Origin of the sequence: Acidovorax sp. FJL06, assembly GCF_003852545.1 — a bacterium.
GTDB lineage: Bacteria > Pseudomonadota > Gammaproteobacteria > Burkholderiales > Burkholderiaceae_C > Acidovorax.
This window is the reverse complement of the sequence record NZ_QAJR01000012.1, coordinates 58,401-81,962: the sequence shown is the minus strand read 5'-3', so window position 1 is coordinate 81,962 and position 23,562 is coordinate 58,401. Positions and strand designations below refer to the sequence as shown.

At 68.9% G+C, this 23,562-nt stretch carries 20 protein-coding genes; 14 read left to right on the top strand and 6 right to left on the bottom strand.

Annotation, left to right across the window (positions count from 1 at the left end; translation table 11 throughout):
- Positions 1-19 precede the first annotated feature (19 nt).
- The 10 genes from fmt (at position 20) to DBV10_RS07595 (ending at position 9,034) form a co-directional block, all read left to right on the top strand.
- Positions 20-994: a methionyl-tRNA formyltransferase gene (fmt, locus tag DBV10_RS07640; protein ID WP_124512213.1), complete on the top strand. Its 975-nt coding sequence runs from the start codon at positions 20-22 to the stop codon at positions 992-994.
- Positions 991-1,815 carry an AzlC family ABC transporter permease gene (locus DBV10_RS07635; protein ID WP_124512211.1) on the top strand — a complete coding sequence of 275 codons (825 nt, stop codon included), beginning with the start codon at positions 991-993 and terminating at the stop codon, positions 1,813-1,815. Before fmt ends, DBV10_RS07635 begins: the two co-directional genes overlap by 4 nt.
- Entirely contained in the window at positions 1,812-2,156 is a 345-nt protein-coding gene (locus DBV10_RS07630) for an AzlD domain-containing protein (RefSeq protein WP_370451117.1), read from the top strand. The genes DBV10_RS07635 and DBV10_RS07630 overlap by 4 nt, the downstream gene beginning before the upstream one ends.
- A 168-nt stretch (positions 2,157-2,324) precedes the next feature.
- Positions 2,325-3,524, top strand: coding sequence for a phosphoglycerate kinase (locus DBV10_RS07625; protein WP_124512209.1), 1,200 nt, complete (start codon positions 2,325-2,327; stop codon positions 3,522-3,524).
- A 206-nt stretch (positions 3,525-3,730) separates the two neighbouring features.
- The gene (locus DBV10_RS07620; RefSeq protein WP_124512207.1) at positions 3,731-4,417 is read left to right on the top strand and encodes a hypothetical protein; all 687 of its coding nucleotides are present in this window, start codon (positions 3,731-3,733) and stop codon (positions 4,415-4,417) included.
- Positions 4,414-4,971, top strand: coding sequence for a FlgO family outer membrane protein (locus DBV10_RS07615; protein WP_124512205.1), 558 nt, complete (start codon positions 4,414-4,416; stop codon positions 4,969-4,971). The genes DBV10_RS07620 and DBV10_RS07615 overlap by 4 nt, the downstream gene beginning before the upstream one ends.
- 167 nt (positions 4,972-5,138) lie before the next feature.
- Positions 5,139-5,966, top strand: coding sequence for an orotidine-5'-phosphate decarboxylase (gene pyrF, locus DBV10_RS07610; protein ID WP_124512203.1), 828 nt, complete (start codon positions 5,139-5,141; stop codon positions 5,964-5,966).
- Between the two features lie 60 nt (positions 5,967-6,026).
- Positions 6,027-6,923 carry a LysR family transcriptional regulator gene (locus DBV10_RS07605; RefSeq protein ID WP_124512201.1) on the top strand — a complete coding sequence of 299 codons (897 nt, stop codon included), beginning with the start codon at positions 6,027-6,029 and terminating at the stop codon, positions 6,921-6,923.
- Between the two features lie 141 nt (positions 6,924-7,064).
- On the top strand, positions 7,065-8,039 hold the full coding sequence (locus DBV10_RS07600; protein ID WP_124512199.1) for a tripartite tricarboxylate transporter substrate binding protein: 975 nt from the start codon (positions 7,065-7,067) through the stop codon (positions 8,037-8,039).
- Positions 8,036-9,034: a succinylglutamate desuccinylase/aspartoacylase family protein gene (locus DBV10_RS07595; protein WP_124512197.1), complete on the top strand. Its 999-nt coding sequence runs from the start codon at positions 8,036-8,038 to the stop codon at positions 9,032-9,034. The genes DBV10_RS07600 and DBV10_RS07595 overlap by 4 nt, the downstream gene beginning before the upstream one ends.
- 92 nt (positions 9,035-9,126) lie before the next feature.
- Here DBV10_RS07595 and DBV10_RS07590 read toward each other — a convergent pair whose 3' ends face one another.
- Positions 9,127-9,567, bottom strand: a complete 441-nt coding sequence (locus DBV10_RS07590; RefSeq protein ID WP_124512195.1) for an acyl-CoA thioesterase — start codon at positions 9,565-9,567, stop codon at positions 9,127-9,129.
- Positions 9,568-9,852: 285 nt separating this feature from the next.
- Here DBV10_RS07590 and DBV10_RS07585 point away from each other — a divergent pair, with 285 nt between their 5' ends.
- Positions 9,853-11,820 carry a methyl-accepting chemotaxis protein gene (locus DBV10_RS07585; RefSeq protein WP_124512193.1) on the top strand — a complete coding sequence of 656 codons (1,968 nt, stop codon included), beginning with the start codon at positions 9,853-9,855 and terminating at the stop codon, positions 11,818-11,820.
- A gap of 50 nt (positions 11,821-11,870) precedes the next feature.
- On the opposite strand, the gene DBV10_RS07580 is transcribed toward DBV10_RS07585, so the two are convergent.
- Both DBV10_RS07580 and DBV10_RS07575 read right to left on the bottom strand, forming a co-directional pair.
- The gene (locus DBV10_RS07580; RefSeq protein WP_124512191.1) at positions 11,871-12,245 is read right to left on the bottom strand and encodes a DUF779 domain-containing protein; all 375 of its coding nucleotides are present in this window, start codon (positions 12,243-12,245) and stop codon (positions 11,871-11,873) included.
- An 85-nt stretch (positions 12,246-12,330) separates the two neighbouring features.
- Positions 12,331-13,854, bottom strand: a complete 1,524-nt coding sequence (locus tag DBV10_RS07575; RefSeq protein WP_124512189.1) for an aldehyde dehydrogenase family protein — start codon at positions 13,852-13,854, stop codon at positions 12,331-12,333.
- A gap of 319 nt (positions 13,855-14,173) precedes the next feature.
- On the opposite strand from DBV10_RS07575, the gene DBV10_RS07570 reads away from it, so the two are divergent.
- The gene (locus DBV10_RS07570; protein WP_124512187.1) at positions 14,174-16,120 is read left to right on the top strand and encodes a sigma-54-dependent Fis family transcriptional regulator; all 1,947 of its coding nucleotides are present in this window, start codon (positions 14,174-14,176) and stop codon (positions 16,118-16,120) included.
- A gap of 197 nt (positions 16,121-16,317) precedes the next feature.
- Here DBV10_RS07570 and DBV10_RS07565 read toward each other — a convergent pair whose 3' ends face one another.
- Positions 16,318-17,700, bottom strand: a complete 1,383-nt coding sequence (locus DBV10_RS07565; RefSeq protein ID WP_124512185.1) for an ATP-binding protein — start codon at positions 17,698-17,700, stop codon at positions 16,318-16,320.
- Positions 17,697-18,440 carry a two-component system response regulator OmpR gene (ompR, locus tag DBV10_RS07560; protein WP_124512183.1) on the bottom strand — a complete coding sequence of 248 codons (744 nt, stop codon included), beginning with the start codon at positions 18,438-18,440 and terminating at the stop codon, positions 17,697-17,699. The genes DBV10_RS07565 and ompR overlap by 4 nt, the downstream gene beginning before the upstream one ends.
- A gap of 216 nt (positions 18,441-18,656) precedes the next feature.
- Here ompR and DBV10_RS07555 point away from each other — a divergent pair, with 216 nt between their 5' ends.
- Both DBV10_RS07555 and DBV10_RS07550 read left to right on the top strand, forming a co-directional pair.
- Positions 18,657-19,253, top strand: coding sequence for a hypothetical protein (locus DBV10_RS07555; RefSeq protein WP_124512181.1), 597 nt, complete (start codon positions 18,657-18,659; stop codon positions 19,251-19,253).
- 135 nt (positions 19,254-19,388) lie between these two features.
- The gene (locus DBV10_RS07550) at positions 19,389-20,360 is read left to right on the top strand and encodes an alpha/beta hydrolase (protein ID WP_124512179.1); all 972 of its coding nucleotides are present in this window, start codon (positions 19,389-19,391) and stop codon (positions 20,358-20,360) included.
- Between the two features lie 75 nt (positions 20,361-20,435).
- Here DBV10_RS07550 and uvrA read toward each other — a convergent pair whose 3' ends face one another.
- Positions 20,436-23,504 carry an excinuclease ABC subunit UvrA gene (uvrA, locus tag DBV10_RS07545; RefSeq protein WP_124512177.1) on the bottom strand — a complete coding sequence of 1,023 codons (3,069 nt, stop codon included), beginning with the start codon at positions 23,502-23,504 and terminating at the stop codon, positions 20,436-20,438.
- Between the last annotated feature and the right edge of the window lie 58 nt (positions 23,505-23,562).

Here is a 23,562-nt window from a genome sequence, read left to right as displayed (position 1 = left end):
AAGACATCCGCATACCGCCATGAAAGTCATTTTTGCCGGCACCCCCGAATTTGCGCGCGTGGCACTGGAACGGCTGCTGGCCGCAGGCTTCACCGTCCCCCTGGTGCTCACCCAGCCCGACCGCCCTGCGGGTCGGGGCATGAAGCTGCAGGCATCGCCCGTCAAGCAATGCGCACAAGAACACGGCATCCCCGTGGCCCAGCCGCGCAGCCTGCGCCTGGACGGCAAGTACCCCGAAGATGCCGCAGCAGCGCGCGACGCACTGCTGGCCGCCCAGGCCGATGTGATGGTGGTGGCCGCCTATGGGCTGATCCTGCCGCAATGGACGTTGGACCTGCCGCCCAAGGGGTGTTTGAACATCCACGCCAGCCTGCTGCCGCGCTGGCGCGGTGCGGCCCCCATCCACCGCGCCATCGAGGCGGGTGACGCCGACACCGGCGTCACCATCATGCAGATGGACGCGGGGCTGGACACGGGGGACATGCTGCTGACCGAGCGCCTGGCCATCACGGCCGACGACACCACGGCAGCGCTGCACGACCGGTTGGCCCACCTGGGCGGGCGCATGATCGTGGAGGCGCTGGAGCTGGCGGCCTGCGGCGGCCTGCAGCCCATGCCCCAGCCCGCCGAAGGCATCACCTACGCCCACAAGATCGAGAAGGCCGAAAGCAGCATCGACTGGTCGTTGCCCGCCCCCGTGATCGGCCAGCGCATCCGGGCGTTCGACCCGTTTCCCGGCGCCAGCACCGAGGCCGGCGGCGAAGCCATCAAAATCTGGAGCTACACAATTGATAGCGCATCCGGCACGCCTGACCAGCGCCCGGGCCTGATTCTTCGTGCAGACGGCTCCGGGGTGGTGGTGGCCTGCGGGGCAGGCACGGCCCTGCGCCTCACAACGCTGCAGCGCGCGGGCGGCAAGCGGCTGCCTGCGGCCGATTTTCTGCGCGGCTTCGACCTGCCGCCTGGCACGGTGCTGGGCAGCCCCACCGCATGAGCCCCCCCGCGCCCCTGCGCAACACGCTGCGCCACCCGGCCTTCCGGCTCGCCGCCACGGACATGGCGGGCACCTCGCTGGGCATTGCCGCCTGGGGCCTGGTCACCGGGGTGGCCATGGTCAAGAGCGGCATGCCGGTCGGCATGGCCGTGTTCATGTCGCTGCTGGTCTATGCGGGCAGCGCGCAGCTCGCCGTCATCCCGCTGCTGTCGGTGGGGGCGCCGCTGTGGGTCATCTGGCTCACGGCGGGCTGTGTGAACCTGCGCTTCGTGATCTTCAGCAGCATGTGGCGCAGCTACTTTGCCCACCTGCCGCTGCGCCAGCGCCTGGCCGTGGGGTACTTCAGCGGCGACGTGATCTACGTGGCCTTCATGCAGCGCTTTCCCGAACCCCGCCCCGCGCCCGAGCAGGTGCCGTATTTCTGGGGCGCCGCCTGCACCAACTGGCTGGCCTGGCAGGTGCCGTCCATCGCCGGCATCTTGCTGGCCAACGCCGTGCCGCTGTCCTGGGGCCTGGGTTTTGCCGGGGTGCTGGCCCTGCTGGGCGTGCTGCTGTCGCTGCTGTTCGACCGGGCCACCTGGCTGGCCACGGGCGTTGCGGCGACGGCCGCGATTGCCGCCTTTGCGCTGCCGCTCAAGCTCAACATCCTGGTGGCGCTGGCCGCCGCCGTGGCAGCCGGGCTCCTGATGGAGGCCGTGGACCGCCGCCGCCACAAGCCCGAGCTGCTGCTGGTGCCCGCCGACAGCGTCATGCCCCCCGAAGAACGCGAGCATGTCGAGGCGGGCGATGTGGTGCCGCTGCGCGAGGAGCGCCACCCATGATGAACTTGAACTGGTCCTGGGTCGAACCCTTCGTGGCCATCGTGGGCCTGGCGGTCATCACCCTGGTGTCGCGCGCCTTCTTCATGATCCCCGAGCGCGAGCTGCCGCTGCCCGACTGGCTCAAGCGCGGGCTCAAATACGCCCCCCTGGCCGCACTCACGGCCGTGATCGCGCCCGAAATCCTCATGGCCCAGGGCGAACTCATCGACACCGTCATGGACGCCCGCCTGCCCGCCGTGGTGTGCGCCAGCGCCTACTACTTCTGGCGCCGGGGCATCCTGGGCACCATCCTCGTGGGCATGGCGGTGTATCTGCCGCTGCACATAGTCTGGGGCTGGTGAAAATAGGTTCCCCCTGAGCCGCCTTCGGCGCCATCCCCCTGAGGGGGACGCACCCGGTGGCCTGGCAAAGCCAGTTCCACGGGTGCACTGGCACAGACAGAAGGGTGCCCTCTACGGCGGTTACTAAAATGGCCGCCGCGAGCCCTCCTTCCCCTATACACCTCTGCTATGAACATCCTCCGCTTTTCCGATCTGTGTGCCCAAGGCAAGGCCCAAGGCCAGCGCGTCTTCATCCGCGCGGACATGAACGTCCCGCAGGACGACGCCGGCCGCATCACCGAAGACACCCGCATCCGCGCCTCGATCCCCTGCATCCGCATGGCGCTGGACGCGGGCGCCGCCGTGATGGTGACCAGCCACCTGGGCCGCCCGACCGAAGGCGAGTTCAAGCCCGAGGACTCGCTGGCCCCGGTGGCCAAGCGCCTGTCCGAGCTGCTGGGCCGCGAGGTGCCGCTGGTGGCGAACTGGGTGGACGGCGTCACCGTGGCCCCCGGCCAGGTCGTGCTGCTGGAAAACTGCCGCCTGAACGTGGGCGAAAAGAAGAACAAGGAAGAGCTGGCGCGCAAGCTGGCCGCGCTGTGCGACATCTTCGTGAACGATGCGTTTGGCACCGCCCACCGCGCCGAAGGCACGACCTACGGCATCGCCCAGTTTGCCCCTGTGGCCTGCGCCGGCCCGCTGCTGTCGGCCGAGATCGACGCCCTGACCAAGGCCCTGGCCCAGCCCCAGCGCCCGTTGGCCGCCATCGTGGCGGGCTCCAAGGTGTCCACCAAGCTCACGATTTTGCAAAGCCTGGCCGACAAGGTGGACCAGCTCATCGTGGGCGGCGGCATTGCCAACACCTTCATGCTGGCTGCGGGTCTGCCCATCGGCAAGAGCCTGGCCGAGCCCGACCTGCTGGACGCCGCCAAATCCGTGATGGCCGCCATGAAGGCCCGGGGTGCCGAGGTGCCGATCCCCACCGACGTGGTGGTGGCCAAGGCCTTTGCCGCCGACGCGCCCGCCACCGTGAAGGCCGCCACCGACGTGGCGCCCGATGACCTGATCCTGGACATCGGCCCCGACACCGCCGCCCGCCTGGCCGCCCAGCTCAAGTCGGCAGGCACCATTGTCTGGAACGGCCCCGTGGGCGTGTTCGAGTTCGCCGCGTTCGAGAACGGCACCCGCACCATCGCCCAGGCGATTGCCGAGTCGCCCGCGTTCAGCATTGCGGGGGGTGGCGACACGCTGGCCGCCATCGCCAAGTACGGCATCGAGCAACAGGTGGGTTACATCTCGACCGGTGGCGGCGCCTTCCTGGAGGTGCTGGAAGGCAAAAAACTGCCCGCTTTTGCCATCCTGGAGCAGCGCGCAGCCGCTTCCGTGTAAGCAAATGCAAGGCAAACCGGGTTATTTGGCCCGGTATGCCTTGCAGTGGCACACAACTGTGACCAAAAACAACGAACTGTGTACGGCGGAGCGCAGTTAGCGTAATTTTTTCTTGTTTTTGTTGAGGAACCCGCCCAGAATTATTTTTCAATCGTGCGGGCCGCATCTGTCCAGATCCTCGCAAATCTAGTCCGTAGGAGGGAATCATGTCGTTTTCAAAGGCAATCAGCTTGGCCGTATTGGCTGGCGCTGTGGCAACTTTGGTTGGGTGCGCACAGAAAGCGCCTATTCCCGTTGCGGAAAATTTTGAATACACCTCGCAGCCCAAGGTGCGCTCCGCAGGCCACTGGGACCTGGTGTCGCGCGATGTGGTCGGCCAGACCCTGAGTACGCTGGACAAGGCGGGCGTCGCCCCCAACACCCCGCTGCACGTGACGCTGCCCGCCAACGCCACGCAGTTTGAAACCGGGTTCCGCGAGTTCCTGATCACCAAGCTGGTCCAGAACGGCGCCGTGGTGCTGCAAAGCCCCGGCCAGGCCCTGGAAGTCTCCTACGGCATCCAGGTGGTGCGCCACAACAGCGACCGCCCCCACTTCATCCCCGGCCAGTTCACCATGCTGGCCGCCGGCCTGTTTGCCGCCTACGGCCTGCGCAACCAGCACATCGACGCCCAGTTGGCCGCCGGCCTGGGCCTGACGGTTGCCGCCGACTACGCCAACAGCATCAACTCCGGTGGCCCCACCAACACCGAGCTGATCCTGACCACCACCGTCACCCGGGGCGGCCAGTACCTGGCCCGCAAGACCGACGTGTACTACCTGGAAAACGCCGACACCCCGCTGTTCACGCGTCCCTCGTACCAGAACGTCAACATGAAGGTTGTGTCGCAATGAAAACCCCCGCACTTCTTCTGACGGTGCTGGCCGGCGTGGTTCTGGCCGGTTGCGCCAACAACTCCGCGCCCGTGCGCGTCGAGCCCACCTACCAGGAAGCCGCCAGCAGCCAGTTCATCCAGACCAGCCGCGACGCAGTGACCAAGCTGACCACCGGCTTCGACATGAACGCCCTGGGCGCAGGCCCCGTGCTCGTGGCTACCGTGGTCAACGTCAACGACCTGAGCCGCGCGGCGCCCCTGGGTCGCACGCTGTCGGAGCAATACGCCACCAGCATGGCGGCCAACGGCTTCAACGTGAAGGAAATCAAGCTGCGCGGTGAGGTGTTCGTGCGCGAAGGTGCGGGCGAGTTGCTGCTGTCGCGCGAGATCAAGGACATCGCCCGCAGCCAGAACGCCTCCATGGTGCTGGTGGGCACCTACTCGGCCGCCGCCAATTACACCTATGTGAGCCTGAAGCTGGTGCGCACCGAAGACAGCCGCATCGTGCGCGGCCACGACTACGCCCTGCCCAACGACCGCGACGTGCAGCGCCTGCTGGCCGTGCCACGCTGAGTTGCTTGCTGCGCTCGCAGGCCCCCTGCCTGCCAAGAGGAAAGGCCGTTTCGACGGCCTTTTTTTATGCCTGCGGGATGGCGCCCCCCTCCCTCTCCATGCAAGCCGCAGCACCCCGGGTGCATCCCCAGGGGATAGGGCAGGGGCCGCCCACTAAAATCACGCCCATGAACTTCACCGACATGCTGCGTGGCGCCACGGCGCAGAACAACTCCCTGCTGTGCGTGGGCCTGGACCCCGAACCCACGCGCTTTCCTGCAGGGATGCAGGGCGACCCGCGCAAGATCTACGACTTTTGCGCCGCCATCGTGGACGCCACGGCCGACCTGGTCTGCGCGTTCAAGCCCCAGATCGCCTACTTCGCCGCCCACAGCGCCGAAGACCAGTTGGAGCGCCTGATGCAGCACATGCGCGCCAATGCGCCGCAGGTGCCGGTGATCCTGGATGCCAAGCGCGGCGACATCGGCTCCACCGCCGAGCAGTACGCCAAGGAGGCCTTCGAGCGCTATGGCGCCGATGCCGTCACGCTGTCGCCCTTCATGGGCTTTGACTCCATCGAGCCCTACCTGGCCTACCACGGCAAGGGCGCCTTCCTGCTGTGCCGCACCTCCAACCCGGGCGGGGACGACCTGCAAAACCAGCGCCTGGCCAGCATCGACGGCCAGCCGCTGATGTACGAGCATGTGGCGCGCCTGGCCCAAGGCCCCTGGAACAAGAACGGCCAGCTCGGCCTGGTGGTGGGCGCGACCTACCCCCAGGAGATCGAGCGCGTGCGCGCCATCGCCCCCACGCTGCCGCTGCTGATCCCGGGCGTCGGCGCCCAGGGCGGCGACGCCGCCGCCACAGTGCGCGCCGGGCTGCGCCATGACGGCCCCATCATCGTGAACTCCTCGCGCGCCGTGCTGTACGCGTCCCAGGGCGCGGACTTTGCGGCCGCAGCACGCACCGCCGCCCAGCACACCCGCGCGGTGCTCGAAGCCTCGCGCAGCCGCTGAAGTCCACGGCGCCGCCGCGCGCAAGCTCCGCCCCGGCCCCAGCCACCACCCGCACCGCCCATGCAACTCAAGTGGCTGGAAGATTTCATCGTGCTGGCGCAGGAGCGCAGCTTCACCCGTGCCGCCGAGCTGCGGCATGTCACCCACCCTGCGTTCGGGCGGCGCATCCGGGCACTGGAGGCCTGGGCCGGCACACCGCTGGTGGAGCGGGGCGGCGGCCCCGTCACCCTCACGCCTGCAGGGCTGAGTTTTCTGGAAACCGCCGGCCAGCTCGCGCGCAACCTCGCGCAGTCGCATGAAGAGCTGCAAAGCCTGGCCGGCCGCCAGGCCCGCACCGTGACGCTGGCCACGGGCCGCACGCTGGCGCGCACCGTGGTGGCCGACTGGCTGGTGCGCCTGCAGCCCCTCCTGCAGGGTGGCGAGCTGTGCATCCGCACCCGGGCGCTGGCCGACACCGTGGCCATGCTGGAGCGCAACGAGGCCGATTTCTCCCTTGTCTACCACCACCCGGCACTCGCCGTGCGCCTGGATGCACGCCAGTTCCTGCATGTGACCGTGGCCTCGGACCGCCTGGTGCCCGTGTCGCGCGCCACCGCGCAGGGGCAGGCGCTGCACCGCTTCGGGCCCGACGCCACGCGGATTCCGTACCTGGCCTATGCGCCGCAGCTGGCCCTGGGGCGGCTGGTGGAAGACCACCTGGCCCAGAACCCGCACGCGCCCCGGCTGCAGCGCGTGGTGGAGTGCGACTCGGCCGACGCGCACTACGAATACGTGCAAAAGGGCCTGGGCGTGGCCTGGCTGCCCTGGTCCATGGTGTTTGCCGACTGCCAGGCCCAGCGCCTGGCGCTGGCGGGCGACACCCGCATGGAGGTGCGCTTTGACGTGCGCCTGTACCGCCCCAAGCGCCGCCTCGGCCCCCTGGCCGAAGCGCTGTGGAAGGCGCTGGCGCAGCGCTGAGCCCCGGGTTTCCCCAGGGCATACTCACAAACTCTGCACGGCCTGGTGCCGTTTTGGCACCACCGGGTGCGCCCGGGCTTTTCACAATCGGGCCCATCCTCCGTTCCCCGTTCGCCATTCCTTGCAAGGAAACCCACGCCCATGCCCACCCCCCATCCCCTGCGCCGCGCCGCCCTGCTGTGCGGCCTGGCCCTGCTCGCCGCCCCCGCCCTCGCGCAGGACAGCTACCCCAGCAAGCCCATCACCATCGTCGTGGGCTACCCGCCGGGCGGCAGCACCGACCTCATGGGCCGCATGGTGGGCACCGAGCTGTCCAACCGCCTGGGCCAGCCCGTGGTCATTGAGAACCTGGGCGGGGCGGGTGGCACGATCGGTGCGCAGAAGGTGGCCAATGCCGCGCCCGACGGCTACACCCTGCTGGTGGGCGCCAACAACGAGATCGCCATCGCCAAGCTGGTGACCAAGAAGGTCAAGTACGACATGGGCCAGTTCACCCCCATCGGCGTGATCGGCTCCCAGCCCATGGTGCTGGTGGCCTCATCGCAGACCGGCGTGAAGAACGCGGCCGAATTCGTGCAGCTGGTGTCCAAGAACCCCGGCAAGTTCAGCTACGGCAGCTCGGGCGTGGGCACGGCCCTGCACCTGGCCGGCGAAATGGTGAAGGAGCAGGGCAAGCTGTTCATGACCCACATTCCCTACCGCGGCGTGGCCCCGCTCACCAACGACCTGATCGGCAACAACCTGGAGTTCGGGGTGTTCGTGCTCTCCAGCGGCCTGCCGCACATCAAGGCCGGCAAGGTGGTGGCCCTGGGCACCACCGAGGCCAAGCGCTCGGCCGCAACCCCCGACATCCCGGCCCTGTCGGAGCTGCCGCAGTTCAAGAATGTGGACATCAGCTCCTGGTTTGCGCTGCTGGGCCCGGCCAACCTGCCCAAGCCGGTGGCCGACAAGCTCAAGAAGGCGCTGGCCGACACCCTGCAGTCGCCCGAGTTCCGCAAGAAGATGGAAGCCACGGGCACCACCGTGGCCTCGCCCGCGCTGAACACGCCCAAGTTCATCAACGACGAAATCGCCAAGTACGCCAAGATCGTCCAGTTCGCCAAGATCGAAGAATGAGCACCGCAACACCCACCCCGCCCTTGCGCTTCGAACTGCCCGCACCGGACATCAGAGCCTGGCGCGCCGGCAACACCGGCACCGAGGGCGTGTGGCATTTCGACTCGGGCCAGCCCGGGCGCCATGTGATGGTCAGCGCCCTGGTGCACGGCAACGAGCTGTGCGGCGCCTGGGCGCTCCTGGGCCTGCTGGAGGCGGGTGTGCGCCCTGCGCAGGGCACGCTCACGCTCGCGTTCTGCAACCTTGAGGCCTTCGACCGCTTCGACCCTGCCAACCACGATGCCTCGCGCTTCACCGACGAAGACCTCAACCGCCAGTGGCTGGACGAACGCATGGACGCGGCCGACACGGCCGAGCGCCGCCGCGCCGCCGCGCTGCGCCCCTGGGTGGCGCAGGCCGACTGGCTGCTCGACATCCATTCCATGCACGAGCCCTCGGCGCCCCTGCTGCTCACCGGCATCCAGCCGCGCAACCGGCAACTGGCGCGTGCCATGCGCTCGCCCGAGCACATCGTGGTGGACGCGGGCCACAAGGACGGCGTGCGCATGCGCGACTATGGCCGCTTTGGGCGCATGGACGAAGAGGGCGGCGACACCCGCTCGCTGCTCATTGAGTGCGGCTTCCACGGCGACCCCGCCAGCCGCGCCGTGGCGCAGGACCAGTGTGTGCGCTTTCTCGAGCAGTCCGGCGTGCTGGACGCCGGCACGCTGGCCCGGCAGCTGCCCGGCTGGCGCCTGCCCGACGCGCCGCGCCAATGGGCGCTGGAGGTGACCGGCCCCGTGGTCGCCACCAGCAGCGCCTTCCGCTTTGTGGCGCCCTACACCGGGCTGGAGCTGTTTGACCAGGCCGGCACGGTGATCGGCTGGAATGGTGATGGCAGCGACGGCGTGCCCGTGGCCACCCCCTACGACGGCTGCGTGCTGGTCATGCCCTCGGTGCGGCAGGCGCGGGCGGGCGTCACGGTGGTGCGCTTTGCGCGCCGCCAGGTGCTGTAGGCACCCGGGCCCACCAGGTCGTTGCTACAAAATAAATAGCTCATAGCGCTTATCCATCAAGCGCTACCGGCCGTTTTCTCTCCACCGCACCCTCACTGCGCGGCGCGCGCTGCGTCGATGTGGGCCTTCACCCGCTGGGCCAGCGCAATGTCGCCCGGGGTTTCGGGGCGCCATGTGTCCACGGCGCGGGGCTGCTCCTGCGCGTCCACGGCGGTGTACACCGCCACGCAGTGCAGCACCTCCCGCTGCGGCTCACCATGGACGCCGCCGCTGCGCACCTCCACGGCCAGGTGCATGGCGGTGTCGGTGGTGGAGGCCAAGCGCGCATGCACCTCGACCAGGTCACCGGGCCGGATGGGGTGCACAAAATGGGCCCCGCCCACGAACTCCATCACGCACGCCCCCCGGGCCCAGGCGCTGGCGCAGGCAAACCCCGCCTCGTCCACCCAGCGCAGCACCGTGCCGCCGGGCACGCGGCCTGCCTGGGGCAGGGTGCTTTGAGAGGCCTGGAAGCGCAGGGTGATCGAGTGCATGCCGTGCTCCAACGAAGGGGGGGTGGGGGAGGGTTTCCCTATTTTGCCCCTCCCCAAGGCCGCTGCGGTGCCCGCACCGCGCTGCGCGCAGGCTGCGCGCGCCCAGTACCGCAGGACTTGACGTGAGTCAAAACCCTACTCGCGTCAGATCCCTACATTGCGTTACATCCGCGCGGCCGGAAACACCCTGGAACAGGTGCTGAGGCCGCACCCCAGTCGGCGGGTGCCGACGCCCCGCCCCTGAGGTCTACTTTTTGCGCACACCTTGACCGTGCGCCCACTGCCATGTCACTTCTGCACCGGTTGAACCTGCTCGAAAAATTCCTCATCCTGGGGACCATCGGGCTCATGATGAGCGCGCTGCCCACCTACCTGACGGTGAGCGATTCGCTGCGCGCCATCGCGCATGCCCGCCAGGAGGCGCGGGGCGTGGCCCCCGCACAGGCCGTCACGCGCCTGGTGCAGCTGGTGCAGGTGCACCGCGGCCTGTCGGCAGGCATGCTGGGCGGCGACGAAGCCCTGGCAGCACGCCGCCCCGCCGCGCGCGACGCGGTCAACGCGGCGCTGGACGATGTCACGGCCCGCTTTGCCACCGCCCAGGTGCCCGCCGCCCATCTGGCCCCCTGGACCCAGGCCCAGCAGACCTGGCGCACGCTGGAGCAGACCGTGGGCGCGCGCAGCATCGAGCAGGCGCAGAGCACCGCACAGCACACCCAGCTCATCGCATCGCTGCTGCAACTCAACGAGGCCCTGGTGCATGCCTACGGCCTGCAGATCGACCCCGACGCCGACACCCATGCCCTCATCCAGGCCTCGCTGACGCAGGCCCCCATGCTGGGCGAAAAGCTGGGCATGCTGCGCGCCCAGGGCGCCAGCGCTTTGGGCAAGCGCGAACTCACGCCGCAGACCAAGGGCCAGCTGCTGGTGCTACAGCAGCGGGTGGCCGAGCTGCAGGCCGACACCTTCCGTGGCCTGGACCGCGCGCTGCAAGGCAATGCCCAGCTGCAAAGCGCACTGGGCAGCAACGCCCAGGCGGTGCAGGCCCAGATCCAGCAGTCGCTGCAGATGGCCGAGCGCGATGTGATCAACGCCACCGAATTGCAGCTCGCGTCCAAGGACTACTTCGATGCATTCACGCGCACCATCGACGCGCTGAACGCGCTCAACAACCTGTCCATGGCCAACCTGGACCAGGCCCTGCAGGCCCGCGTGGCCGCGCTGCAGCGGGGGCTGCTGTGGGTGGCGCTGGCCTTGGTGCTCACGCTGTCGGCCACCAGCGGCATGGCCCTGGTGTTCGTGCGCTCCATGACCGGGCCGCTGTCGCAGGCCGTGGCCCTGTCGCGCGCCGTGGCGCAGGGCGACCTGAGCGGCGCGCCCATCGCCCATGGCACGAACGAGGTGGGCCAGCTGCTGCAGGCCCTGATGCAGATGCGCAGCCAGCTCACGCAGGTGGTGCGCCAGGTGCGCAGCGGATCGGAAAGCGTGGCCACGGCCAGCGTGCAGATCGCGCAGGGCAACACCGACCTGTCGGCCCGCACCGAAAGCCAGGCCAGCGCGCTGGAGGAAACCGCGGCCTCGATGGAGCAGCTCAACGCCACCGTGCGGCAGAACGCCGACAGTGCGCAGCAGGCCAGCCAGCTCGCCGCCAGCGCCAGCACCGTGGCCATCCAGGGCGGCGAGGTGGTGGCCCAGGTGGTGGACACCATGCACGGCATCAACGCCTCGTCGCAGAAGATCTCCGACATCATCGGCGTGATCGACTCCATCGCGTTCCAGACCAACATCCTGGCGCTGAACGCGGCCGTGGAAGCGGCCCGTGCGGGCGAGCAGGGCCGGGGCTTTGCGGTGGTGGCCAGCGAGGTGCGCAGCCTGGCCGGGCGCAGCGCCGAGGCCGCGCGCGAGATCAAGTCGCTCATCAGCGCCAGCGTGGAGCGCGTGGCCCAGGGCAGTGCGCTGGTGGACCGCGCGGGCGCCACGATGAACGAGGTGGTGGGCGCCATCCGCCGCGTGACGGACATCGTGGGCGAGATCAGCGCGGCCAGCCACGAACAATCCCTGGGCGTGTCCCAGGTGGGCGAGGCCGTGACGCAGATGGACCAGGTCACGCAGCAGAACGCCGCGCTGGTCGAGGAAATGGCCGCCGCCGCCAGCAGCCTGCAGAACCAGGCCGAGGACCTGGTGCAGGTGGTGTCGGTGTTCCGCCTGGGGGCCGATGGGGGTGCAGGCGGCGCCGGAATGCTACGACTTCAATAGCGCATTGCGCTTGTCAGGCGTGCCCTGGCGGCATATTCATTCAAAATCACTCAGGCCGCCGGCGCTGCAATGCCCAGCGCGGCCAGCTCCGCCGCCGTGAACACGCGCGAGCGGGTGTGGAAGGCCTTGCCCTCGGGCCCTTCCAGCGAGAACGTGCCGCCCGTGCCCTCGATCACATCGATGATGAGCTGCGTGTGCTTCCAGGTCTCGTACTGCGCGCGGCCGATGTAGAAGGGGCATCCTCCTATATCGCCCAGGTACACGTCGCCCGCGCCCATGGTGATCTCGCCGGGCAGGTAGCAGTTGGCCGCGCTGTTGTCACAGCAGCCGCCTGATTGGTGAAACATCAGGTCGGGCCCGTGTTTGGATTGCAGGAAGGCCACCAGCGCCAGCGCGGCGGGGGTGGCGATGACTTTTTGGACCATGGGTGTCTCCTTGTGTTTTGGCAAAGGCAAAAGGGGAGCCGTTGCCAGCCCCCCTTTGCATGGATTTCGCATCCGTCCGACGAGGTCAGAAGAATCCCAATTTGTTCTCGCTGTAGCTCACCAGCAGGTTCTTGGTCTGCTGGTAGTGGTCCAGCATCATCTTGTGCGTCTCACGGCCAATGCCCGATTCCTTGTAGCCCCCAAACGCTGCGTGCGCGGGGTACGCGTGGTAGCAGTTGGTCCACACGCGCCCGGCCTTGATGGCGCGGCCCATGCGGTAGGCCACGTTGCCGTTGCGGCTCCACACCCCTGCGCCGAGGCCATACAGCGTGTCATTGGCAATCGCCAGCGCCTCGGCCTCGTCCTTGAAGGTGGTCACGGCCAGCACGGGGCCGAAGATTTCTTCCTGGAAGATGCGCATCTTGTTGTGGCCCTTGAACAGCGTGGGCTGCACGTAGTAGCCGCCTTCCAGGTCGCCACCCAGGTGGGCCTGGCCGCCACCGGCCAGCACTTCGGCGCCTTCCTGCTTGCCCAGGTCCAGGTAGCTCAGGATCTTGGTGAGCTGCTCCTTGCTGGCCTGCGCGCCCATCATGCTGTTGGTGTCGAGCGGGTTGGCGTGCTGGATGGCGGCCACGCGCTTCAAGACACGCTCCATGAACTTGTCATAGATGCTTTCCTGGATCAGCGCGCGGCTCGGGCAGGTGCAGACCTCGCCCTGGTTGAACGCAAACAGCACCAGGCCTTCAATCGCCTTGTCCAGGAAGGCGTCGTCCTTGTCCATCACATCGGCAAAGAAGATGTTGGGGCTCTTGCCGCCCAGCTCCAGCGTGGCGGGGATGAGGTTGTTGGCGGCGGCCTGCGCGATCACGCGGCCGGTGCTGGTGGAGCCGGTGAAGGCGATTTTGGCAATGCGCTTGCTCTGCGCCAGCGGCATGCCGGCTTCACGGCCGTAGCCGTTGACGATGTTGAGCACGCCGGGCGGCAGCAGGTCGGCAATCAGCTCCACCAGGATGAGGATGGAGATCGGCGTGGACTCTGCGGGCTTGAGCACCACGCAGTTGCCCGCGCCCAGCGCCGGGGCCAGCTTCCACGCGGCCATGAGGATGGGGAAGTTCCAGGGAATGATCTGGCCCACCACGCCCAGCGGCTCCTGGATGTGGTACGCCATGGTGTTCTCGTCGATCTCGCTGATGCCGCCTTCCTGCGCGCGCAGGCAGCCCGCGAAATAGCGGAAGTGGTCCACGGTGAGCGGGATGTCGGCGTTCAGCGTTTCGCGGATCGCCTTGCCGTTGTCCACGGTCTCGGCGTAGGCCAGGCGCTCCAGGTTTTCTTCGATGCGGTTGGCGATCTTGAGCAGCAGGTTGGCGCGCGTGGCGGCGTCGGTCTTGCCCCAGCTGTCGGCAGCGGCATGGGCGGCGTCGAGTGCCAGTTCGATGTCTTCGGCCGTGGAGCGGGCGGCGCGGGTATAGACCTTGCCGCTCACGGGGGTGATGACGTCAAAGTACTGGCCCTTCACGGGTGGCACGAATTTGCCGCCGATGAAGTTGTCGTACTGGGGCTTGTAGGTGATCTTGGCGCCTGGGGCGCCGGGGGCTGCGTAAACGGTCATTGCGGTGTCTCCTGCGGGTTGTTGTGGGCATCGGGCCAGCCCTCTGGGCCAATCCGATACCCACCCCCTACTCAAAACACATGCCAGCCTGCTCCGGGGCACAGAGCTTTGATTTCATTGGGTTTTTGAAAGCGACCACCGCGCCCACCTGTCGCAGCGGACACCCCCGCGCTGTGCCGGGCCGCGACACCTGTCACGAAATGGAACAGTTGGCGCGGGCCTGGCGCGCCCACCCTTGCTCCCCGCGCTGCCGCCCGCCATACTGGCCCCACACCACACAAGCAGGGCGCCCTGGCGACCCTGCACGGAGACAAACAACGTGCGCCCCAACACCTCCCCCGTCGCCCTGCGACAGGCCCGCCAGCACCTGCTGGACTCCGGCCAGTGCCCCAGCGGCCTGGTGGACGAGCGCCTGGCCCGCTCCTGGTCGCGCAGCCTGGCGGCCGGCCTGGTGCCCACGGGGCGGCCCCAGGGCATCGACCACCCCAGCAGCGGCACGCTGCGCCAGGTGCTGGCCAGCAACCCCGAGCTGCTCGCGCATTCGCGGCCGGTGATGGAGTACCTGTTCGAGCAGGTGCGCCACAGCCAGAGCGTGGTGGTGCTGGCCGACCGGCGCGGCATGCTCATGCACACGCTGGGTGACCCGCACTTTGTGGACAAGGCCGAGCGCGTGGCGCTGACCAGCGGCGCGTCGTGGCACGAAGCGCACCGGGGCACCAACGCCATCGGCACCGCCCTGGCCGAGGGCTGCGCGGTGGAGGTGCACGGCGGCGAGCATTACCTGGAGCGCAACGGATTTCTCACCTGCGCGGCCTCGCCCATCCTGTCGGCCACGGGCGATCTGCTGGGCATCCTCGACATCTCGGGCGACTACCGCAACGGCCACGCCCACACCCTGGGCCTGGTGAGCACGGCCGCACGCATGATCGAAAACCGCCTGCTGGCCGCCACCTGCAAACGCAACATCCGCCTGCACCTGCACAGCGCGCCCGAGGGCATTGGCAGCGTGGCCGAGGGCATCGTGGCGGTGTCGGGCGATGGCTGGATCGTGGGCGCCAACCGCATGGCCCTGGCGCAGCTGGGCCTGCGCGCGGGCGATGTGGGTGCCACCTTGCTCGAACGCGTGGTGGATGCGCGGCTGGACGACCTGCTGGCCCACCACCGCCGCCGCCCCCAGCAGCCCCAGGCGGTGCGTGTGCTGGGCGGGGCCCTGCTGTTTGCCCAGGTGCAGGTGGATGCCGCCGCGTGGGCGGCCGCCCCGGCCCGGGCCAGCGCCGCTGCGATGCCTGCGCAGGATGCACTGGCCCAGCTCGACACCGGTGACGCCCGCTGGCGCGCTGCGGCCGACAAGGCGCGCCGCGTGGTGGCCAAGCCGATTGCGGTGCTGGTGCAGGGCGAATCGGGCGTGGGCAAGGAGGTGTTTGCGCGCGCCCTGCACGCCAGCGGCCCGCGCCGCGACGCGCCCTTTGTGGCCATCAACTGCGCGGCCATCCCCGAGCAGCTGATCGAATCCGAACTCTTCGGCCATGTGGCGGGTGCCTTCACCGGCGCGCGCAAGGAGGGCCACCTGGGCCGCCTGCGCGAGGCCCAGGGCGGCACGCTGTTCCTCGACGAAATCGGCGACATGCCGCTGGCCCTGCAGACCCGCCTGCTGCGCGTGCTGCAGGAGCGCAGCGTGACGCCCGTGGGCGCCAGCAAGGCCGTGCCGGTGGACTTTGCGCTGATTTGCGCCACGCACCAGCAACTGCTGCAGGCGGCCGAGTTGGGGCGCTTTCGGCAGGATCTGTACTACCGCATCAACGGCCTCACCGTGCAGCTGCCCGCGCTGCGCGAGCGCAGCGACTTTGTGCCCCTGGCGCAGCGCCTGCTGGCCGACCTGGCGACGGAACAGGGCCTGGGTTTTGACGTGCAAATGGCCCCCGACCTGCTCACCCGCCTGGCCGCCTATGCCTGGCCGGGCAACCTGCGCCAGCTGGCCACTGTGCTGCGCACCGCCTGCGCCATGCTGGCCGAGGGCGAAGACACCCTGGGCTGGGAGCACATGCCCGACGACCTGGTGCAGGCACTCACGACAGCCCCCGCACCGGCAACCGCGCAGAACGAACCCGCAGCCAGCCCGGCCCCGCTGAACCTGCAGCAACTCTCCCGCACCGCCATCGACCAGGCCCTGCAGGCCGCGCGCGGCAACATGTCGCAGGCGGCGCGCCAGCTGGGCATCAGCCGGCAGACGCTGTACCGCAAGCTGGGCGCCCATACGCCGCAATAGCTATTATTTCGATAGCTATTTGCGCTTTACCATCAAGCGCTAGAGGTCATTTTTGCTTGATTTTCAGCGTGCCTCAGACTTCAGGCCCCTCCATCCGTTCGGGCTGAGCTTGTCGAGCCTTGCACGCACGGGGACAGGCCCTGGCTTCGACTGGCTCAGCCCGAACGGATGGTGAGAGGTCTGAGGTAGGTAGTTCATCAGGCATCTTTGCTTGTGTTTGGCAACACCAACCTCGCCCGCAGCCCCGCGCCCGGGGCGCTGTGCAGCTCCAGCCGGCCGCCGTGGCTGCGTGCCACGCGCTCCACGATGGCCAGGCCCAGCCCCGCGCCCGGGGCGCCGGTGCGCGCCGCGCCACCGCCGCGCGCAAAGGGCTGGCGGATGCGGCCAAGGTCTGCAGGGGCGATGCCGGGGCCCTGGTCCTGCACCTCCAGCCACACGCTGTCCGCATCGGTGCCTGTGCGCAGCACCACGGGCGGCTGGCCATGGCGCCAGGCGTTTTCCACCAGGTTGTCCAGCGCGCGGCGCAGGGCCTGGGGGCGCACGGGCACTTCGGGCAGGTGGTGCGACGCGGCCAGCTCCAGCACCAGCGCGCGGCCATGGTCGGCCTGTGCTTCGGCCACGGCCTGGGCCAGGTCGTTGAGGGAGGCCGGGGCAGGCGCCTCGGCCTCGCCGCTGCGGGCGAACTGCAGGAACTGGCCCACGATGCCGTCCATCTCGTCAATGCTGCGCGCCATGCTGGCCGCCAGCGGCGCATCGACCTGCGCACCGGCAATCTCCACGCCCAGGCGCAGCTTGGTCAGCGGGGTGCGCAGGTCGTGCGACACGCCCGCCAGCATCAGCGCGCGCTCGTGGTCGGCGGCGGCCAGGCTCTGCGCCATGTGGTTGAAACTGCGGGCCACGGTGGCAATTTCCTCCGGCCCGGCCTCGGGCAGCATGGCGGGCGTCTGGCCCTGCGCAAGCTGGCGCGCGGCCCCCACCACCTGCGCCAGCGGGCGGTGGATGTGGCGCTGCAGCCACCACGCACCCAGCAGCGCCAGCAGCATGCTGGCCAGCGTGGCGGCCAGCCAGGCGCCGGTGAAGGTGCGTGTGGGGAACACGCTGGGCAGGTTGAGCCAGTAGCTCTCGGGGCCATCGGCCCCCGGGTGTTCCACACGCAGGGCCAGCATGCCGGTGCTGTCGCGGCGCCACAGGGGCTGGGGGGAGGTGGCGGCATCATGAAGGCCCAGGCGGCGCGCCACGGCCTGCACAAACTGCCGCTCCATGGGCGACAGCAGCGCACGCCGCGCAGCGCTTTCCGCTGCCACGGGCGGTGCCGACCGCATGGCCTGCTGGTTGAACGCCTCGACAAACGCTGCCCGCTGCGCCGGGGGCAGCGCCTGCAGCCCCGCACGCAGCGCGGCCACGTTGCGCGCCACGCCATCGGCCACCTGCGCCACGCGGGGCTGAAAGATCATCTGCCGCACCAGCACGGCCGCCACCAGCTGGCCCAGCACGATGAGCGCGGCCATCAGCAGCAGGTTGCGCCCGAGCAGGCTGCGCGGCCAGAGCCCCCGGCGGACGGTGGCGGCGGGGGCCGTCATGGCTGGCGCCCCCCGGCCGGCGCGGCGCCGTCGGGCACAAACACATAGCCCACGCCCCACACGGTGCGGATGTGGCGCGGCTGGGCCGGGTCGGCCTCCACCAGCTTGCGCAGCCGCATGATCTGCACATCAATGCTGCGGTCGGTCGCTGTGTGGTCGGGCCCATAGGCCAGGGCCAGGAGCCGGTCGCGGCCCAGGGGGCGCTGCGGGTTTTGCGCCAGGGCCAGCAGCAGGGCGAATTCACCGGTGGTGAGGGCCATATCCGCACCGGCCTTCTCCAGCCGCCGTTCGGCAGGCAGCAGCACAAAGTCGCCAAACGCCAGCCGCTCGTGCACGCCCTGCGGCCCGGCGTGCGCGCCCAGCATGCGCTGGCGGCGCACCATGGCCTGGATGCGGGCCAGCAGTTCGCGCGGGTTGAAGGGCTTGGGCAGGTAGTCGTCCGCGCCCATTTCCAGGCCCACGATGCGGTCCACCGGGTCGCCGCGTGCGGTGAGCATGAGGATGGGAATGGTCTCGCCCTGCGCGCGCAGGCGCCGGCAAATGGCCAGGCCGTCCTCGCCCGGCATCATCACATCCAGCACCAGCACGTCAAACCGCTCGCGCGCGAGCAGCACATCCAGCGGCCCCGCGCCGTCCACGGTGCGCACGGTGTAGCCCTGGTCGCTCAGGTAGCGCTGCAGCAGGGCGCGCAGGTCGGGCTCGTCATCGGCGACCAGGATCTTGGCCAGGGTGTCGGTCATGGACTGGGGGCAACGCAGCTAGGTGGGAGGAGTGGTTGCAATGGTAGGCGCTACCGGGACGGTGCGGCAGGCCATGCCGCCCTGGGCATGACAAGGCATGACGGGGCCGCAAGCGTTTGTCATGGTTTGTCATACATCGGCCGCTTTCTGCCATCAATGGCTCACACCTGGGGCCCACAGTACACCGCCATGCCACACCCCAAGGAGTTGACTGCCATGCCTTTGCTGACCCGCCCCGTTGACCCCAACCTGCTGCAGCGCCCTGTGCGGGCCGCCGGTGTATTTGTGTTCTCGGCCCTCACCGCCCTGGGGCTCAGCGCCGTGCTGGCACTGGCGGCCCCGGCCGAGGCCCAGGCGCGCACCCGCCACAACGTGGAGCACAACGCCGACGGCAGCACAGTCTCCCACACCGGCGTGGCCCGCAGCGGCCCGCATGGCGCCGTGCTGCGCGGCCGCACCGCCACCACCGATGGGCAAGGCAACGGCAGCGTGGCGAGCCGCAGCGCTGCCGTGGGCGCGCAAGGCGGCATGGCCGTGCGCCAGGGCAGTACCACGCGCAATGCAGACGGCAGCGCCAGCCACAGCGGCGCTGTGTCGGCCCAGAACGCCCAGGGCAGCCTGCAAAGCAGCGGTGGTGCCACCCGCAACGCCGATGGCACCGTGACGCAAGCGCGCACCTCGACCGCCACCAGCTCGGCCAACGGCAACAGCGTGCAGACACAAAGCAGCTACAGCAAGGACAACGGTTTGAGCCGCAGCGCCACCTGCTACGACGCGAGCGGCACCGCCATGGCTTGCCCCACCCGGCCTTGAAGTCGCCCACTTCAACCGTTCACGCTGAGCCTGTCGAAGCGCTGCGCAAGGCCCGGGCAGGCTCAGCCCGAACGGATATTCCAAGCCTCCCAGATGCCTGCCCAACAGAACCGTATTCACTCTAGGAACCTTCTCATGTCCCTGCGCCATCTTCTGACCGTGACCGCCCTGGCGGCCCTCACGCTGGCCACCGCCAGTGTGCAAGCCCAGACCACCGCACAGAACGGTGGCCGCCTGCGCGCCCTCATCGCGCAAAAGCAGGCCGCCGCCGCACCGGCCACGCTGCCCACGGGCGTGGAGCGCATCGCCGACCTGCCCTACGGCAGCGACCCGCGCCAGCGCATGGACGTGTATGTGCCCACCAACCCCGCCACCGGTGCCAACAGCCTGCTGGCCAGCACGGTGCGGGCGCCGGTCATCTTCATGGTGCACGGCGGCGCCTGGCGCATCGGTGACAAGGCCATGGGCCGCGTGGTGCAGGAGAAGGTCGCGCGCTGGGTGCCCAAGGGCTTTGTCCTCGTCTCGGTGAACTACCGCATGCTGCCCGACACCCCCGTGGCGCAGCAGGAGCACGATGTGCAGGCCGCCCTGGTGGCCGCGCAGCAGCGTGCAGGCACCTGGGGGGGCGATCCGAGCCGCTTCATCCTCATGGGCCACTCCGCTGGTGCCCACCTGGTGGCCCTGCTCAATGCCCGCGCCCCGCAGGCCCTGCGCGAGGGCGCCTGGCCCTGGCTGGGCACGGTCTCGCTCGACAGCGCGGTGATGAATGTGCCCACCCTCATGCGCGCGCCCCACATGCCGCTGTACGACGATGCGTTCGGCGCCAACCCCGCCTACTGGGTGGCCCTGTCGCCCTACCACCAGTGGACGGTGGGTGCGCCTCCGGTGCAGATGGTGTGCTCCACCGAGCGGGCCGACCACCCCTGCCTGCAGGCCGAAGCCATGGCCCGCCACATCCAGGCCCAGAACGGCCGCGCCGAGGTGCTGCCCCAGGCCCTGGACCACGGCGAGATCAACGCCCAGCTGGGGCTGGACAGCGACTACACGCGCGCGGTGGAGGCCTTCATGGGGTCGCTGGACCCGGAGGTGGCGCGGCGCCTGCGGTGAGGGGTTTTCTTTTTGCTACCAAAACAATAGCTGATAGCGCTTGATGGGAAAGCGCTACCAGCCTTTTCGATTCAGCTATTGCGGCTGGGGCCGCAGGTACGGCGCCAGGTAGCGCCCCGTGTGGCTGGCCGGGTTGGCGGCCAGTTCCTCGGGCGTGCCCACGCCCACCACGGTGCCGCCGCCGGCACCGCCCTCGGGCCCCATGTCGATGAGCCAGTCGGCGGTTTTGATCACGTCGAGGTTGTGCTCGATGATGACGATGGTGTTGCCCGCGTCGCGCAGCTGGTGCAGCACCTTGAGCAGTAGGTCAATGTCGGCAAAGTGCAGGCCGGTGGTGGGTTCGTCCAGAATGTAGAGCGTGCGGCCGGTGTCGCGCTTGCTCAGCTCCTGCGCCAGCTTCACCCGCTGCGCCTCGCCGCCCGACAGCGTGGTGGCCGCCTGGCCCAGGCGGATGTACGACAGGCCCACATCCAGCAGCGTCTGCAGCTTGCGCGCTATTGATGGCACGTCCTTGAAGTAGGCCGCAGCGTCTTCCACCGTCAGCTCCAGGATCTGGGCGATGTTCTTGCCCTTCCACTGCACCTCCAGCGTCTCGCGGTTGTAGCGCTGGCCGTGGCAGATGTCGCAAGGCACGTACACGTCGGGCAAAAAGTGCATCTCCACCTTCACCACGCCATCGCCCTGGCAGGCCTCGCAGCGGCCACCGCCGGAGGATTGCGACACGTTGAAGCTGAAGCGCCCTGGGCCGTAGCCGCGCTCCTTGGCGGTGTTGGTCTCGGCCATCAGCTCGCGGATGGGCGTGAACAGGCCGGTGTAGGTGGCGGGGTTGCTGCGTGGCGTGCGGCCAATGGGGCTCTGGTCCACATTGATGACCTTGTCGAAGTACTCGATGCCCACGATCTCTTCGTGCTCGGCCGGCTCTTCGTGCGCGCGGTGGATCTGCCGCGCCACGGCGGCATACAGCGTGTCATTCACCAGCGTGCTCTTGCCCGAGCCCGAGACCCCCGTCACACAGGTGAGCAGGCCCACAGGGAAGTCCACCGTCACGCCCTTGAGGTTGTTGCCTGTGGCGCCCGCCACGCGCAGCGCCTGCACGGCGCCCTGGCGCGCATGGTGCTCTGCCATGCGCTCGGCGCGGCGCTTGCTGGCCTCGGTTTGCGGAAAACGCGACTTGGTCTTGGCCTCCACCACGGGTGCAGGCTGGTCCAGCACCGGCAGCCAGGGCGTGCGGCGCGCGGGCACGGCAATGGTGCGCGTGCCCGACAGGTACTGGCCCGTGAGCGACTGCGCATTGCCACGCACTTCGTCGTACGTGCCCTGCGCCATCACGCGCCCGCCATGCACGCCCGCGCCCGGGCCCATGTCGATCACATGGTCGGCGGCGCGCATCATGTCTTCGTCGTGTTCCACCACGATCACGCTGTTGCCAATGTCGCGCAGGTGCTGCAGCGTGGCGATGAGCCGGTCGTTGTCGCGCTGGTGCAGGCCGATGCTGGGTTCGTCGAGCACATACATCACACCCGTCAGGCCCGAGCCGATCTGGGACGCCAGGCGGATGCGCTGCGCCTCTCCACCGCTGAGCGTTTCGGCGCTGCGGTCCAGGCTCAGGTAGCTCAGTCCCACGTCGTTCAAAAACTGCAATCGCGTGGCGATCTCGCGCACCACCTTGTCGGCAATCTCGGCCTTGGCACCGGTGAGCTGCAACGCCTTGAACCACGCATGCGCATCGCTCAGCGTGGCGTGGCTCACCTCGTAGATGGCGCGGGCCTGCTCGCCCTCGCCCACCTTCACATGGCGGGCCTCGCGGCGCAGGCGCACGCCGTGGCATTCGGGGCAGGGCTGGGTGCTGCGAAAGCGTGCCAGGTCTTCGCGCACCACCACCGAGTCGGTCTCGCGGTAGCGGCGCGCCATGTTGGGCAAGATGCCTTCAAACGGGTGCTTCTTGGTGTAGACCTTGCCCTTGTTGGCGCCACTGTCGAGGATGTAGCTGAACGCGATCTCGTCCTCGCCCGAGCCGTGCAGCACCGCATGCTGCACCGGGGCCGGCAGCGACTCGAACGGTGCCTCCACATCACAGCCATAGTGCCGCGCCAGGCTCTCCAGCATCGCAAAGTAGTAGCCGTTGCGCCGGTCCCAGCCCTTGATGGCGCCGCTGGCCAGGCTGAGCGTGGGGAAAGCCACCACGCGCGCCGCATCGAACACCTCGCGCTGGCCGATGCCGTCGCAGGCGGGGCAGGCGCCCATGGGCGAGTTGAAGGAGAACAGGCGCGGCTCCAGCTCGGCCAGCGAGTAGCTGCACACCGGGCAGGCGAATTTGCTGCTGAACAGGTGCTCCTGGCCCGTGTCCATCTCCAGCGCCAGCACGCGGCCATTGCCGTCGTGGCCGCCTACGCGCAGGGCCGCTTCAATGCTCTCGGCCAGGCGCTGCTGCAGGTCGGAACGCACCTTCACGCGGTCGATCACCACGTCAATGTCGTGCTTCTCGGTCTTCTTCAGCTGCGGCAGGCTCTCGTGTTCGTAGATCTGGCCGTCCACCCGAAAGCGGATGTAGCCCAGCGCCTGCATCTGCGCAAACAGCTCGGTGAACTCGCCCTTCTTCTCCCGCGCCACGGGCGCGAGGATCATGAGCTTGGTGTCCTCGGGCAGGGCCAGCACCGCGTCCACCATCTGGCTCACGGTCTGCGCGGCCAGCGGCAGGCCGTGGTCGGGGCAAAACGGCGTGCCCGCCCGGGCGTACAGCAGGCGCAGGTAGTCGTGGATCTCGGTCACCGTGCCCACGGTGGAACGCGGGTTGTGGCTGGTCGCCTTCTGCTCGATGCTGATGGCGGGCGACAGGCCTTCGATCAGGTCCACATCCGGCTTGTCCAGCCGCCCCAGAAACTGCCGCGCATAGGCCGACAGGCTTTCCACATAACGCCGCTGGCCTTCGGCGTACAAGGTGTCGAACGCCAGGCTCGATTTGCCCGAGCCCGACAGCCCCGTGATCACCACCAGCTGGTTGCGCGGGATGTCCAGGTCGATGTTCTTGAGGTTGTGCGTGCGCGCGCCGCGGATGCTGATGCGCTGCTCGCGCAGGGCGCGGGCCAGGTAGCGGCCCTCATCGGCTCGGGCAGATCGGTCGTCGGCAACTGGGGGGAGGGTCACAGGGCGGGCTCGGTGCGGGACAACCCACCATGATAGGTCACCCGCCCATGGCGCGCAG